11 protein-coding genes and 2 pseudogenes are annotated in these 15,753 nt (G+C 51.0%); 7 read left to right on the forward strand and 6 right to left on the reverse strand.

Going from position 1 to position 15,753, the window contains the following annotated elements; translation table 11 throughout:
• Positions 1-4 precede the first annotated feature (4 nt).
• From TERTU_RS07405 to TERTU_RS07430, 7 genes are all read left to right on the forward strand, one after another.
• Entirely contained in the window at positions 5-1,798 is a 1,794-nt protein-coding gene (locus TERTU_RS07405) for a serine/threonine-protein kinase (protein ID WP_015819975.1), read from the forward strand.
• Positions 1,799-1,826: 28 nt separating this feature from the next.
• Positions 1,827-2,750 (forward strand): formylglycine-generating enzyme family protein, encoded by a 924-nt coding sequence (locus TERTU_RS22165; protein WP_228378285.1) that lies wholly within the window; start codon positions 1,827-1,829, stop codon positions 2,748-2,750.
• A gap of 1 nt (position 2,751) precedes the next feature.
• Complete coding sequence (locus tag TERTU_RS07410) at positions 2,752-2,994, forward strand: hypothetical protein (RefSeq protein ID WP_015816812.1); 243 nt, start codon at positions 2,752-2,754, stop codon at positions 2,992-2,994.
• A 27-nt stretch (positions 2,995-3,021) separates the two neighbouring features.
• The gene (locus TERTU_RS07415; protein ID WP_015818345.1) at positions 3,022-3,639 is read left to right on the forward strand and encodes a MotA/TolQ/ExbB proton channel family protein; all 618 of its coding nucleotides are present in this window, start codon (positions 3,022-3,024) and stop codon (positions 3,637-3,639) included.
• A gap of 22 nt (positions 3,640-3,661) precedes the next feature.
• Entirely contained in the window at positions 3,662-4,183 is a 522-nt protein-coding gene (locus tag TERTU_RS07420) for an ExbD/TolR family protein (protein WP_015818122.1), read from the forward strand.
• Positions 4,183-4,680 (forward strand): ExbD/TolR family protein, encoded by a 498-nt coding sequence (locus TERTU_RS07425; RefSeq protein ID WP_015819764.1) that lies wholly within the window; start codon positions 4,183-4,185, stop codon positions 4,678-4,680. Before TERTU_RS07420 ends, TERTU_RS07425 begins: the two co-directional genes overlap by 1 nt.
• Positions 4,681-4,794: 114 nt before the next feature.
• Positions 4,795-5,670 (forward strand): AgmX/PglI C-terminal domain-containing protein, encoded by an 876-nt coding sequence (locus tag TERTU_RS07430; protein WP_228378286.1) that lies wholly within the window; start codon positions 4,795-4,797, stop codon positions 5,668-5,670.
• Positions 5,671-5,758: 88 nt separating this feature from the next.
• Here TERTU_RS07430 and TERTU_RS22170 read toward each other — a convergent pair whose 3' ends face one another.
• The 6 genes and pseudogenes from TERTU_RS22170 to TERTU_RS07465 form a co-directional block, all read right to left on the reverse strand.
• Positions 5,759-6,136 carry a carbohydrate-binding protein gene (locus TERTU_RS22170; protein ID WP_228378315.1) on the reverse strand — a complete coding sequence of 126 codons (378 nt, stop codon included), beginning with the start codon at positions 6,134-6,136 and terminating at the stop codon, positions 5,759-5,761.
• 39 nt (positions 6,137-6,175) lie between these two features.
• Positions 6,176-7,357: pseudogene (locus TERTU_RS21060) on the reverse strand (carbohydrate-binding protein); the annotation flags it as partial.
• 377 nt (positions 7,358-7,734) lie between these two features.
• Entirely contained in the window at positions 7,735-9,798 is a 2,064-nt protein-coding gene (locus TERTU_RS07445) for a glycoside hydrolase family 11 protein (protein ID WP_015820067.1), read from the reverse strand.
• A gap of 426 nt (positions 9,799-10,224) precedes the next feature.
• Positions 10,225-12,282, reverse strand: a complete 2,058-nt coding sequence (locus TERTU_RS07450; RefSeq protein WP_015817458.1) for a glycoside hydrolase family 11 protein — start codon at positions 12,280-12,282, stop codon at positions 10,225-10,227.
• Positions 12,283-12,808: 526 nt separating this feature from the next.
• Positions 12,809-13,912, reverse strand: a pseudogene (locus tag TERTU_RS07455) (glycoside hydrolase family 11 protein); the annotation flags it as partial.
• Positions 13,913-14,552: 640 nt separating this feature from the next.
• Positions 14,553-15,737, reverse strand: a complete 1,185-nt coding sequence (locus TERTU_RS07465) for a lipase family protein (protein WP_015817920.1) — start codon at positions 15,735-15,737, stop codon at positions 14,553-14,555.
• Positions 15,738-15,753 lie beyond the last annotated feature (16 nt).

Below are 15,753 nucleotides of genomic sequence, written 5' to 3' on the forward strand. Positions count from 1 at the left end.
GGTTATGGATAATCAAGACAATAAGGACAGCAAAACCCCGGCAACGAGCCCGGGGAAAAAACCTTTGGAAGCGCCATCCGACGCGACGGTAATAAAGCGAGCTGAGCCAAGCCGTGCGCCCGCACAGGAGGGCGACGATAAAACCCGTATTGCTAAAAATGTGCGCCAACAGAAGCACATTAATGCCGCGCTGCAAAAGAAAACGACTCCACAGGCGCCTCCGGCGGATAAGACGCGTTTACAGTCGCGCCGGCCTGCGGTGAATATTGAACCTAAAAAAGCAGCACCGAGTGATAAAACCAGTATCCGCTCCTCCGGCCCGCAGGCGCAGGGCGATAAAACACAATTTAATCCGCGTGCTCGTGCTACGGGTCAAATGCAGGCCAAACCAGCCCGTTCGCGAGCAGAAGGTGGACGCGCATTGGAGCCGGGCCAGCCTGCAAAAAAGGCATCTGGCGGTGCGGTACCTACACTAAAAAACCGGTTTATCTTTGAAGAAATGCTTGGTGCTGGCGGCATGGGGATGGTGTATAAAGCCAAAGACATGCTTAAAGTCGAAGCCCAGGATCGGGACCCATTTGTCGCCATTAAAGTTTTGGGTGATGAATTCAAGTCGCACCCGGAGGCATTCATCGCGCTGCAGCGAGAATCGCGAAAAACGCAGCAGATTGCCCACCCCAATATTGTAAACGTATTCGACTTCGACAAAGACGGTGATACCGTTTTTATGACAATGGAGTTTCTCGATGGTAAGCCACTCGATAAACTCATTAGTCAATATAAGGCGACCGGCTTACCGGAATCCGAGGTCTGGCAAATACTGGAAGGTATTTCCGCAGCACTGATTTATGCCCACGGCCAAAATATAATTCACTCCGATTTTAAGCCGGGCAATATATTTGTTACCCATAAGGGGCTGGCCAAGGTTTTCGACTTTGGTATCGCACGCGCGGTAGCCGCAACAGAGAGCCACGAGGACGACCCGGAAGACCGCACCGTGTTTGATGCCGGCAGTCTGGGCGCTTTAACGCCAGCATATGCCAGTAAGGAAATGCTCGAAGGCCTGGAGCCCGATGTCCGCGACGATATTTATGCGCTCGGTTGCATTGCTTATGAGATGTTCACCGGCAGACACCCTTTCGATCGCGTACACGCAAATGAAGCTGCGCGACTTGGGCTTAAGCCAGAGCGTATTCCTCAGCTAACTAAAGCGCAGTGGCGTGCAATAGAAAAGTGCCTGGCGTTTGAGCGTGAAGATCGCGTTGAATCGGTAGAAGAGTTTTGGCGCTTGATGACTCAAAAGCGTCAGTCTTATATCAAGCTTGGTATTGTGATCACCGTATTTGCCGGTCTTTTTTCGGCATTGGGTTATCTCTATTATCTCGAAAAACAAACACCTCAAATAGATACTGAAAACGTACGCAGTCAAATTGAAATGAAGCTGCGCATCGAGCAGCACCAGAACAATATCGTAAATCTCACTGCGGCAGCGGAATTCAGTAAAGGCTGGGAAGCCGAAATATGGTCTGAAGTACAGGCATTGGCCGCGCTGCTGGGTAGTGATGACACCTGGTTGACCGAGGCAACGCAATCTATTTATCTGGCGTATTTGCAGGCGATCGAGCAGCGCATCGCGGACGAAGATCTGCCAACCGCAGAACGACTGATCAATAATGCGCCGCGTTACGCCGGTGACTTAACCCTGTTAGAAAAGCTGCAGACTTCATACGCTGAAGTGGAAGCTGCAATTGCAGAGCGCGTCGCTGCAGAAGAGGAGCGCGCGCGCCGCAAAAGTTAAGGCTGTGCAGGTTGCGGCGCAAAAGGCTGTGGAACAGGAAAAGCGCGATATTTATAACCAGGCCATGAAAAACGTTGACGAACAGACGTCCTGTCGAAGCGGCTTGAATACGCGCGATCTTAAAATCGCGCTGAACAAGCTACGCGAGGTCGATCCTGCGCGCTACCGCAAAGCGGAATCTGGCATTGTCGCAGATTTGTCCGCTTGCATCGCGAAAATTGGCCGCTCATTTCCCGAGCGAGCCACGGAATATAAAAAGCAGGCTATTAAATTATTTCCCGGAAATTCGGCGATTGCGAACGTTGCCATTGTTCCCAAAGACCCCTGTGATTTATCGCTGGCGGGTCTGGGTGCGCGCGGTAAACGGGCCATATGTCGCGATCGTTTGGCTGGTGAAGAAAAGGGGCCGTCTCTGGTTGTGATACCAGCCAAGGGCAGTATGAAGGCCTTCGCGCTCGGTAAATACGAAGTTTCCGTAGATGAGTGGAATCAGTTTTGCGCAAGTGACGGCAATTGCCCGGTGAAAAAAAATACATCGGGCGACTTACCCATTACCAGTGTGTCATCCAGCGAAGTTAAAAGCTATTTGGCGTGGATTAGCGACAAGGCTAAACGTAAGTATCGACTACCGACTCGCGCTGAATGGGAATATGCGGCGCGCGCCGGCCAGGCGAAACTGGATTCCAATAGGAACTGCAAATTGAATTCGCGGGGAATCCAAAAGGGTGATTCTCTTATTAAGACCGAAGTGGGAGCGCAGAATCGATGGGGGCTGGTAAACCATGTCGGTAACGCTCGTGAGCTGGTCGCCGATCGCGGGGGTGCGTTGGTCGCAATTGGCGGTTCTTTCCAAACACCTATGGAAGACTGTACTGCAAATCTGGCTGAATCGTTTAGTCAGGCGGATGACATTACCGGCTTTCGGGTTCTGCGAGAAATAGTGGAGCGATAACATGGCGCAGGGAAACAGCTATTCAGAAATGATTCGTGAAATTTCGCGGGCCTATTACAATCGCAGCCTGACTCTTGATGAGTATCGCAGTGAGCGCAAGTGGATACTCGATGCAGTGGACTCTGAATACAACGGCATTGAAATCAGGGGTTTGAATACCGCACCCGGCGAACCCGATAAAACAAACAGTATGACCACCGTATTTTACGGTCCAACAGATACTCAACCTAACTTTCGAAAATAACAATTGCACTAACGCAGAGGTTTACCTATGGATCTAGTGAAGTTTTTCCAAACCGGCGGGCCATTTATGTACGCCATATTGGCGGTAATGGCATTGGGCCTGGCGATTGCTGTGGAAAGATTGATTTATCTACTTAGCACGCAAAGCAAAACAAACAGTGTGTGGAAAAAGATTACGCCAATGCTGCAAGCGAATGATATAGCGCGGGCAGAACACACTGCCAGCGGGGCATCTACACCACTTGCTCGGGTGCTAGCCTATGGATTCTCGCGAAAGAAAAATAATGCCAAACGCGAGCTTATCGAATCTGCGATGGAAGAGGGAATTATGGAGGTGGTGCCGCAACTGGAAGAGCGCACCCACTACCTGGCTACACTGGCGAATATCGCAACGCTACTCGGGCTGCTCGGAACTATTATTGGTTTGATTCAGGCATTTACCGCGGTGGCCAGTGCGGATCCTGCAGAAAAGGCAGATATGCTGTCGGCGAGTATTTCGGTAGCTATGAACACTACCGCGTTTGGTTTGTGTGCAGCGATTCCACTCATTCTTATCCACTCCTACCTTGCAACTAAAACGACCCGCCTTGTAGACAATATCGAAATGGCCGCTGTCAAGTGCTTGAATTTGATGACCGAGGAATAGACAAAAATCACGGGTTCGAATTATGAAACGCATTCGTAAAAAACGCATGCAGGAAACCGTTGAGCTGAATATCACTGCATTTTTGAACTTGATGGTGGTATTAGTGCCGTTTTTGTTAATTACCGCGGTGTTCTCTCGCATGACGGTGCTGGAGCTCAATTTGCCGGCGCTTGATGCGGCGGCGAAAGAAGCGAACGAAAACGTGAAGCTACAGTTGCAAGTTCTGATCACGCCAGACAGCCTGGTTGTGCAAGATGCGCTTCTGGGTAAGTTAAAAGAAGTAGGGCGTCGGCAAGACGGCATGTTCAACTGGAAGCAGTTTACAGATGTCCTCTTAGAAATTAAGTCGCGTTTTCCAGAAGAACAAAATATCGCATTGCTTATGGACCCTAAGGTAACCTATCGAACGATGATAGACGTTATGGATCATGTTCGCTATGCCGAGATTGTTCAAACGGCAACGGTTGAACTCGTCGAATTATTTCCGAATGTTTCGGTGGGTGATGCACCTCAGGAGGAAGTTGTGACAGAGGGCGATGTGTAATGCAAATGTCGAAACGTGCTCGCCGTATGGAGCGGCACCATAAACTACAAAAAAAACCAATTCTGAATTTGGTATCTCTCATGGATATCTTCACAATCCTGGTTTTTTTTCTGCTGGTTAATTCTTCCAATACCCATCAGTTACCTAGCAATAAAGATCTCACCTTGCCAACTGCCAGCGCACAGAAGGCGCCAGAAGAAACTGTGGTGATCGCAATAACCCGGGAAGATATTCTGGTGCAGGGGCGCAGGGTTTTGCGACTTGCGGATCTTCCGGAGGTAGCCACTGATGAGGGTATCCCTGCATTAAAACAGGAACTGGAATACCAATCCACACTGGCTTACACCGCAGAAAACACCGCACAAGGTGGACGCCAAATCACAATTATGGGCGATGAGAATATCTCCTACGAATTGGTCAGGCAGATTTTAAAAACCTGCCAACAAGCCAACTATCGAAAAATAGCGTTTGCGGCCAACCAAAAAGCCAAGAGCTAAACCTAACTCGCGGAAAAGACTTGTAATCGGATGACAACCACGACTTACCGATCCATCGCGCTAGATTGGCAACCCATGCACCGCCGTGGGGAGCGTCTTTTTTTAGTTATAATCGTGGCAGTTTTTGCCTTAGCGTTTATATCTGCCGCTCTTGTTTCAAGCATAGATGTACCGCCAACAGAGCGAACCAAACGGCCAGCCATTCCCGATCGGGTTGCGAAATTTATTGAAGCGCAACCTAAACCGACGCCTCCGCCACCCCCTCCACCGCCGCCACCTCCACCAAAACCCAAACCCAAGGTCGCGCGTAAACCCGATAGAATTGACGAAAAGCCCTTGACCGAAGTGGAGAAAAAAGCCCGTGATACTGCGGCGCAAAGTGGTTTACTTGCGCTTGGGAGTGAGCTTGCGGACTTAATTGATACCAGCGAGGTGGATACCCAACTCAAAGGTAAATTGAAATCGAGTGCAGGCAGTGCGGCTAAGGCGGTTGGCCACGGTACCGAAGCACTGCTGGCGGGTACGGAAGGTGGCAGTGGTGGCGTGAGCGAAGGTGATTACGTTGCCTCCGTCGGCGGCGGAGGAGGTATAAGTAAGCATCAAGTCGCTCTGGTGAAGCAATCGCTATTTAAAGAGGACGCCGAAGGAAATATCGTGGCGGCTGGCGCAACTGGCAATGCCAAACGAGAGCGCAGCGGGAATGTCAGAAGCGAAGAGGAAATAACGCTCACCTTCGATAGAAATAAAGGCTCACTCTATTCCATTTATAATCGCGAACGGCGTAAAAAGCCCGGGCTCAAAGGCAAAATTGTATTGGAGTTGACGATTTCCCCCGAGGGTGTGGTTACCGATGCGCGTATTGTTTCCAGTGAACTGGATGACCCGAGTTTAGAGAGACGCCTGCTCGCACGCGTAAAAATGTTTAAGTTTGAGCAAAGCACTGTAGAACCCGTAACGGTAGTGTTTCCGGTAGAGTTCTTACCGAGTTAAGTTTTATTTAATGATTTGTGATTGTCCCAGTCACTCGTAAGTTGTGGCTGGGACTTTATTTGGCAGGTTACCTGTTTACGGCTTTACCTTATCCGTCGATTCGCGTAATTCGCCACCAGTTTAAATTCCAGCCACCAGTAACAGCGTAAATTCCGAAGGTATGCGTGCCGGCGCGCATTTGCACGGTGTGATTTATGGTTTCCCAGTTCTGCCAGCCTCCAGTGGAGGGAATGTCGACGCTTCCATAGGTGGTACCACCGGCATCGCTGTCCAGAGAAAGGGTGCCACCGGCAGGGCTCGCCACCCGGTATTCCACGCGGTAAGTACCGTTCGAGGGTATCTCAACCGGATAGGTCAACCAGTCTCCGGCGTCTACCCAGCCCACGTTTTGACCGCCGCCGTCGTCACTGGTAGCTTCAGATTGTATGCCCTGCATTAACGAATAATCTTCAGCTTCCTGAGTTATTGAAAATGCCGGTGTGGTGTTTGCGCTACTGAGCCTAACCCAATTTAAATTCCAGCCGCCGGTTAACGCATAAATGCCGAGATTGTAGGTCCCTGCGTCAATGTGCACCGTCTGGCTTATCGTCTGCCAGTTCTGCCAGCCACCTGTAGCAGGAATTGAGGCGTTACCTAAGGCTATCGAACCTGCATTGAGATCCAGCGACAGTTAGCCTCCGCCAGGGCTGGCAACCCGGTACTCGAGCGTGTAATCGCCTGTTGCAGGTATAGTAATTGCGTTGTAGGCCAACCAATCGCCGTTGTCGATCCAGCCCACATTTTCGCCACCTCCGGTGTCCGATGTGGTTTCAGTTTGAACGCCGCTCATCGCGCTGAAGGTTTCCGCTTCTATTGTTTTGGGCAGGTCCTTCGTACCGCCACCGCCGCCGCCATTATTATCTTCACGTTGGTACACTCGTACCCAATCCACTTTCATTTGCGCGGGAAACACCGTGTTATCAATATTAAAACCCGGCCAATTGCCACCAATTGCCAGGTTCAACAAAATAAAAAACTCATTGTGAAATTCCCCCGTGCCGTTTACACCCCCAGCGATATTGGTCTCGTGGTACTGGTTTCCATCAACCAGCCAGCGAATTGCGTTTTCATCCCACTCAATACCGTACACATGGAACCCGGTGACATCAGCGCTGGTATTGCCGCCATAGCTCGCATAATTCCCGTTATTGTCTTGCCAGTGAAGAGTGCCGTGTATCTGCGGTGAATCGTTTACGTGTTCCATAACGTCGATTTCACCGCAAGCGGGCCAACCTACGTTGTTAATATTGCTTCCCAGCATCCAGAATGCTGGCCAGGTGCCTGCGGCTGAAGGGGTGGAAATGCGTGCTTCAATCTTTCCGTAACGGAATGATTTTTTCCCTTGTGTTTTAAGACGGGAAGACGTGTAGTTAAATCCACCGTAGTTTTCCTGTCGTGCGGTAATCACCAGCATACCATTCTCGACGGTTGTATTTTCCCGACGATAATACTCCAGTTCGTTGTTCCCCCAGCCTCCACTGCCATTGCCGGTTTCGAATACCCAATCGCTACTGATACTGCCGTTAAATTCGTCAGACCAGATCAGATTCCAGTTTTGGGCGAGCGCATTCTGCGCAGTTATACTCAGAATCAGCCCCGCTAACAGGCATTTATTTTTGTAAAACCACGGCGTTTGTTGGTTTTGCATGATTGTCCTCTTATGTTTTGCTTTAGCGTTTTAATTTCACAGCGAGTGCTCAGCTGTGCTGGCCTCCAGTTTGGTGGTTTGGCTCTTTATGTTTATGTAGAAAAATCACAAAAGGGGGAGAGGTAATAAGTGCCTGGCTTAAACCGTTGGCTATGTCCGATTGGGCTGAGAAAAATGTCGTTGTCTGTGCGTGAAGTGGTCGCCACAATAATAATTTTGCGGATTGTCTGCGCGGTTGGAAATGTTTTTAAACGCGTTAAGTTTTACCCGCTATCGCGCAGCAGAAAATAAAAAAGGGGCGCATATGCGCCCCCGAAGTACTTCCTGGCAAGATCCGGTTATGGGGTTAATGCCATAATGTGGATACCCGCTTGGGGTTAATTACACACGACACCGCCGCCGCCAGTGCCCTGGCTGTTACAGGTTGCCGTACCTATACAGCTGCGGTTATTTTCCCAGCCCCATCCGGTGCTGTTTTGACAGATTGGATAGGTGGTGCCCCACCAATTACACACACAGCTGCCACCGCCGCCGGAGCTGCTTGACGAACTGCCACCGCCAGAAGAACTGGTGCTGCTGGTGCTACCGCCACCGGAAGAGCTGCTGCTGGTGCTGCCCGAAGGCGCCACTGCGCGACCGGTATTAGGGTCGATGCGCCCAGCGCACAGGCCGCGTGAGCGCAAGCCAGATGCTATTGCAGGAATCGCATTAATGGTGCGTGTGTGATAGTCGTGGTCATGCATCAGAATCACTTGCCCATTTTGCAGTTGGCCTGCGGCTGCAGCAATTTGCGAAGAGCTGGCACCGTCCCAATCCCGCGAATCCACGTCCCAGGTAATATATCGCAGCCCCTGGTTCTGCACCGCTTGTTGGATGGCTGTGGAATTGTTGCCATATGGTGGACGGTACAAAGTGGGTGACGGTGCACCAACACCGCGAATGGCCTGGGTGGTACGGCTGATCTGATCTACCACTTGCGAGTAGCTGTAACTACTCATGTCCGGGTGGTTCCAGCTGTGGTTTTGGATCTCGCCAACCGACATCAACTGCTGCGCTGCGGATGAATTCCCCTGAATATATTGCCCCTGCACAAACCAGGTTACCGGCGTAAGGTTGTTGGTTTTAAGCGCGTTTATCAGGGTATTGGTGTAGTTACCAGGACCGTCGTCGAAGGTAATACCCACGTAGCCACTGCAGTTGCCACCGGAACTGGAGGAGCCCCCACCGGAAGAGCTGGAACCGGTGCTGCCGCCCCCTGATGAACTGGTACTGCTGCTGCCGCTACAACTCCCGCTGAAGCAGTCGGTGGTATCTCCAAAGCCAATTACGCCATTGCAGTGCATGGTTTCGGAGTAAGAGCCGCCACCGCACTCGCCATTTGCGTACGTACTGGTGTTGTACTCCATATCCTCCGCTTGGCGGGTTTCTCCGTTCACCTGAATGTAGTCGAGGATAACGTCGCGTCCGCTCGCATCGTTGGTGAATTCCACCTGGATATCGCCAGAGGCGCCGCCTGTGTAGCTATAGCTTTGTGCGCTGGTACTGAGTGTCCAACTGGCTACCGCAGAACCGCCGACACGCAGGCTGATACGCTCATCACCATTAGTGCCGCGAGCACGTACTGTGATGCCGCCGCCACCGCCTCCTGAAGAACTGGTCGTACTACCGGAGGAGCTTCCGCTGGAGGTCGAACCGCCTGAGGAAGAGCCGCCGCTGCTGCCTTCGGACACGGAAATATCTGAATTGCCGCTGCTCTGATAGCCTTCAGTCGCCAGAACCATGTAATCGTGGGAACCCAGGTTCAAACCCTGGCTTGCCCAGTAGTTGAAATGGTTGCCAACGTTGATGGTGCCGGAAATCTGGCCGAAACCTTTTTTCGGGCTGCGCACGCTGAAGTACTGGTAGAAAGTCGCAGTACCGTCGATAGACGGTTGATTTACTCGCTGACAGCGACGCACATTGTAGGTTGCACCATCGCTCTGGAAGCTGCCGTAATTAGTGCCGCCGTTACAGCTCGATGGGTTGTACGAGCCATAACTTTCGATAACGTAGTATTCAATCAGCGGGTTGCGCGTCCAGCCGTAGAGTGCCAGATACGAGTTTTGCGAATTGCTAACGCCGTAGTAGCCCTCGTAATTGACAACCTTAGCACCGCCCGGATTCCAGCCCTTGCCGCCAACCCAGTTGTTGGTGGAGTTGGACCACTGAGAGGCATAGCGACCGCCGTTGTGTAACGTGAAAGAGGCATCGCCAGAATCCTTCCAAAACGAATAGTAGTGGCCGCCGTGGGTGCCGGTGGAGTTGGATGTAAGCGTCGTTTGTGCAAAAGCGCCAGACGCGCCGGCTGCTGTGATGGCGGCTGCTAAGCCAGTCGCCTTTAGCGTGGATAACAAACATTGCGCAGAAGACCGCAGCGCTCCGTGTGATCGAGATTGAGTCATGTGGAAATCCTCCTAGAAATGACTTTCCTGCTGATCAAAATCAGATGACGAATGCATCTGACCATTTTTGCGGCACCTGTTTACTCTTTGGGTAAATCTTGTTGTTAAAGGGTGCCAATGAACGGGCGGGGCAATTGTGAAGGTGAAAACTCCCGCTTATTGTTTAGCGCTGATCGCGCCTTATTTTAGGAGTCACAATTTACCTGCCCACCTACTGATGTGCGGGCTTATTGTAATTCAAACCATAAGTATTTAAGCGCCAATAAAGTAGAGCTGATTGGCAATTTAATTTTCCAATTGACGGGCTAATTTTCTTTTGCTGTAAGTATTTTGTTAATTAATTTCTATTTTGAATAACGCGACTGTGAAAAATAAAAAAAGGCGAGCTTAAAGCCCGCCTCTTCGAGAGTGTGTTAGCTGGTGCGTTTAGTTACAAACGACTCCGCCGCCACCGCCGCTGTTACAGGTTTGAGCGCCAATACAGCTCTGTCCATTTTCCCAGCCCCAGCCACTGCTGTTCGCACATACAGGATAGTTGGTGCCCCACCAGTTACAGACACAGCTGCCACCCGTGCCACCAGAGCTGGATGAACCGCTGGAGCTGCCGCCTGAAGAGCTGGAGGACGAGCCACCGGAAGAACTACTGGTGGTGCTGCCGCCTGAAGAGCTGCTGCTGGAACCGCCTGCTGGCGCTACGGCACGGCCGGTGTTGGGGTCGATTCGACCAGCACAAAGGCCTTTCGCGCGCAATCCTGACGCGATTGCTGGAATCGCGTTAATCGTACGGGTGTGGTAATCGTGATCGTGCATCAAAATCACCTGGCCGTTTTGCATCTGACCCGCAGCCGCAGCGATTTGCGCAGAGCTTGCGCCATCCCAGTCCTTGGAGTCCACGTCCCAGGTGATATAACGCAGACCCTGGTTTTGTGCCGCTTGACGAATCGCGCTGGTGTTGTTGCCGTAGGGGGGGCGATAAAGCGTTGGCGCTGGCGCGCCGGCACCCCGGATAGCCTGGGTGGTACGGCTGATCTGGTCGACCACTTGCGCGTAGCTGTAGCTAGTCATATCCGGATGGTTCCAGCTGTGATTCTGGATTTCTCCTACCGACATCAACTGCTGGGCCGCCGCAGAGTTACCCTGAATATACTGCCCTTGAACAAACCAGGTGACCGGAGTCAGGTTATTGGTTTTCAGTGCATTAATCAGTGTATTGGTGTAGTTGCCTGGGCCGTCGTCGAAGGTAATGCCAACGTAGCCGCTACAGCTGCCGCCGCCGGACGAACTGCCGCCACTGGATGAAGACGACGAGCTTCCACCACCTGACGAGCTTGTAGAACTACCGCCGCTGCAGCTGCCGCTGAAACAATCGCTGGTTTCCCCAAAGCCGATTACGCCAGAACAGTGCATGGTTTCTGAGAAGGAGCCGCCGCCGCACTCGCCATTCGCGTAGGTTGCCGTGTTGTACTCCATATCTTCCGCTTGACGGGTTTCGCCGTTCACTTGTACGTAGTCGAGAATCACATCGCGACCACTGGCGTCGTTGGTGTACTCCACTTGAATGTCACCCGTGGCGCCGCCGGTATAGGTATAGTTTTGGTAGCTGGTGCTCAAGGTCCAACTGGCTACTGCTGAGCCGCCAACGTTCAGGCTGATGCGTTCGTCACCATTGGTACCGCGTGCACGCACAGTGATTGCTCCGCCGTTACCACCGGAGCTGCTGGAGCTGCTGCCGCTGGAAGAGCTGCCACCGCCGGATGAAGACCCGCTGCTGGAGCCACCGGCGCTGCCTTCGGTAACGGAAATGTCAGAACTACCGGTACTGCGGTAACCCTCGGTTGCAAGTACCATGTAATCGTGGCTACCCAGATTCAAGCCCTGACTTGCCCAATAATTGAAGTGGTTGCCAACGTTAATGGTGCCGGAAATCTGGCCGAAACCCTTCTTAGGGCTGCGCACGCTGAAATACTGATAAAACGTGGCTGTCCCTTCGATAGATGGCTGTTGCACACGCTGACAACGGCGTACGTTATAGGTTGCGCCGTCACTCTGGAAGCTGCCGTAATTCGTGCCGCCGCTGCAGCTAGACGGGTTATAGGAACCGTAGCTTTCGATAATGTAGTACTCGATCAGCGGGTTCTTGGTCCATCCGTAAAGTGCGAGGTAGGAATTCTGGGAGTTGCTTACGCCGTAGTAACCTTCGTAGTTAACAACCTTTGCACCACCCGGGTTCCAGCCTTTCCCGCCAACCCAGTTGTTGGTGCTGGTATTCCACTCGGATGCGTAGCGCCCGCCGCTGTGCAGGGTAAATGACGCATCGCCGGAATCTTTCCAGAAAGAATAATAGTGTCCGCCGTTGGTACCGGTGGAATTGGATGTAAGTGTTTGTGCATTAACTGGTGCAGTGAACACCGTTGCTGTCGCAGCAAGAACTGCCGCTGCTAAAGCGGAATTGAGGTAATTCCCTCGTTTTTCATTTTTATTCATTATTGTTCTCCACATTAAGCCTCTCTACCAATACAGCCAAATAAGAGGAGGAGGGCTGTTTGAAGGCTCGTCCCAGCCTTTGCGGTTGGGCGATGAGATCGATAGCCTCGCCGAATTATTATTGTTAAACGGCGATTGAACTTCGATGGCGTGATTTATATACGGGTAATCCATTATTGTCTATAAGACTATAAGCTTATAGTCTCACAAACTATAAGAACAAAATGATATATTCAGAATAAATATATAAAAAAATATTTGATAGATTGTTTTTAAATTAGATGTGGCGTATGGCGCCATGTCAGATGATTGTTAATTGAGGGGTTGGGCTCAGCGAAATAGTTGGCGGGGGTGCGGTTTAACAATTGGGCGAGCTCGGGCGTAGCGAGAGTCAGGCTTTTTTATCAACGTTAGAAGAAATAGCTTAACGGTTGTGGCTGGGGCTTCCAGCACACAACACAGATTAATTAATTCGCCTGCCCAAAATTAAACAGCGAGTGCCAGGCAGGCGTTTTTACACTTAGCGACAGTTGCCGCTGAAGCAATCACTCGTACCGCCGAAGCCGATAACGCCGGAACAATGCATGATTTCGGAGTAAGAGCCGCCACCACACGAACCGTTGGCGTAAGTGGCCGTGTTGTATTGCATATCTTCAGCTTGACGGGTTTCGCCATTGACTTGAATATAATCCAGGTAAACGTCGCGACCAGCGGCATCGTTTAGATATTCAACCTGAATGTCGCCTGTTGCACCACCGGTGTAGTTGTAGTTTTGGTAGCCCGTGCTCAGGTTCCATTGTGCAACAGCGCGGCCGCCCACCCGCAGAGCGATGTTCTCGCCACCTGAGTTTCCGCGAGCGCGAACAGTGATTGTGCCGCCGCTGCCACCGGAAGAGCTTGAAGAACTGCCGCCGGAAGAAGAGCTTCCGCTGCTGCTTGAGCCACCGCCGTAACCTTCAGACACGGAAATATCCGAACTACCTGAGCTTCGGTAACCTTCTGTTGCGAGTACCATGTAATCGTGGCTACCCAAATTCAGCCCTTTGCTGGCCCAATAATTAAAGTGGTTGCCTACATTGATAGTGCCGCTGATTTGGCCGAAGCCCTTTTTGGGTGAGCGAACGCTGAAATACTGATAGAACGTTTGCGTTCCATCAATCGATGGCTGCTGTACGCGCTGGCAACGGCGGACGTTATAGGTCGCACCATCGCTTTGGAAGCTACCGTAGTTAGTACCGCCACTACAGCTCGATGGGTTGTACGAACCGTAACTTTCGATTATGTAGTACTCGATCAGCGGATTGCGGGTCCACCCGTAGAGTGCCAGGTAAGAATTCTGGGAATTGTTAACGCCGTAATAACCTTCGTAGTTAACGACTTTTGCGCCGCCCGGGTTCCAGCCTTTACCGCCCACCCAATTGTTGGTGCCGCTATTCCATTGCGAGCCGTAACGTCCGCCATCGTAGAGAGTGAAGGACGCATTGCCGGAGTCCTTCCAGAAAGAATAGTAGTGACCACCATGAGTACCGGTGGAGTTAGACGTAAGGGTTTGTTGTGCGTTCACTGCAGGGGTTACTGCAATGGCTAATGCCAGTGCGGATAAGGTATTTCGCAAACTTAATAATTTCATTATTTTTGTTCTCCGAATTAAGCCTCTCACCAATACAGCCAATGTAAATTTAAGAGGAGGAGGGCTGTTTGAAGGCTCGTCCCAACCTTTGCAGCCGGGCGATGAAATCGATAGCCTCGCCGAATTATTATTGTTAAACGGCGATTGAACTTCGATGGAGCGATTTATATACGGGTAATCATTTATTGTCTATAGGACTATAAGCTTATAGTCTTACAAACTATAAGAACAAAATGATATATTCAGATTAAATATAAATAAATATATTTAATATATTGTTTTTTAATTTAATGTTATTTAAAACGCCAGCAAGATTGGTTCTTTAGTACCAACTATCGCTCAAGGTGTTATTGCGCGTAATGACCAAGGCTGTATCTTTAGCCTGAACTTTGAGCGTTCACCACCAATGCCGTTAACTCATTCGTTTTGTTCAAATGTTGGAAGCGACAACCAGCGTGGGCGAACCCTTTCGTTCACGGGGTAGGTGGTCTTGACGGATTTGACTGGAGAGTATCTGTGTATCTTAGTCAGCCCCGTAGCTCAGCAGCGCGTGTTTTAGGTGGTGTTCTTGAAGTGGAGGAATAGCAAGGTGTATACGGTACATCCATGTACCCGTGTGTTAAACCCTGTGTTTCAGTGTTTAGGCGCTTTGCCCTTTGACGAGTACATCGTCTAGCACCCGCTGGCAATACGTACTCACCCGCTGAGAAAGCCGTAAAAACAAGTTGCGAATAAACTGGTATGTCGCATCTGCGGCTTTCAGCAAGGGCTTCATCCCTAATATTTCCATAATCTTGCGAACAAGGCTTAGCACCAATGAACCCAGAGATTTGGAAATGTCGATACCTTGATGCAGAATCATTGCCAGCCGGTCCATCAGGGTGAGTGCGCTACCGACTGCGGTGGTGAGCAATGCACCCAAGCCCCCCAAAACTTTTTTTAATACGTAATTGATGGCTTTGTCCACCCACTCCAGATTGGTGACCGTGAACGAGACCGGACTTTTTTTATTCAGCCAGCTTTCTATTGCGGGATCGTTAAAATGCTCGTTGCGTCTCCCCCTTAACGTTTGCCAATTATTGCGACCAACCGTTTTTTCATACAATCCCATATCGTGCCAGGTGCCAGAGGGAAAGTCGCCTGGGCTGGGCTGAAAATAGTCATAGGTGTCTGCTAAACGCGTTGGGGCGTGGGTAAATGGCCAAAAGGGAATGCAGGGTACGATGTCGGTGCGGTGGTATACCCGAAACATTTTTTGCGGGGTAAGGTTGGTGGTGAGCTTATCGGCAAAACCATGCAAGCCAACCCGGGGCGCGCCGAACGTATAGAGGTAAGGCTTGTGTTGCGTGGTTGCATCAATATACTCCGCGGTAACCGAAGCCAAGGCGCCGCCCAGACTATGCCCAACGCAATGTACCGAATGAATCCCTTGTTGCCCCAGTGCCGTAATAAAAGGCTCCATTTGGTCGCGCATGGAATTAAAGGCACGCTTAAAACCATCGTGTACTGGTTGCGCATGAAAAGAGCGTGAAGTACCGATATTAAAGTTGGTTAACCAGTCAGCTAAATATTGGGTTCCGCGCAGAACAAAAAACGCGTGGCCTTTGTAGGCGTCTTTCCCTACACACACAAAACCAAATGCCGTGCGCGACTTCAATACACCTGGGCCACCAGTACGCCCTTTAGTGACTTGCGATTTTTTCAGATCCAGCTGGTTGCCGTACCTCTCCGAAAGCACAGAGAATCCATCGTCAATTCCAAAGCGTGACAGATCGTAAACAGAGTTCGCCAAGTTGGCTGCAAAAATGGGTGGTATCTTAGCCATGTCGTTTTCCTTGAAC

Source organism: Teredinibacter turnerae T7901 (assembly GCF_000023025.1).
Taxonomy (GTDB): domain Bacteria; phylum Pseudomonadota; class Gammaproteobacteria; order Pseudomonadales; family Cellvibrionaceae; genus Teredinibacter; species Teredinibacter turnerae_B.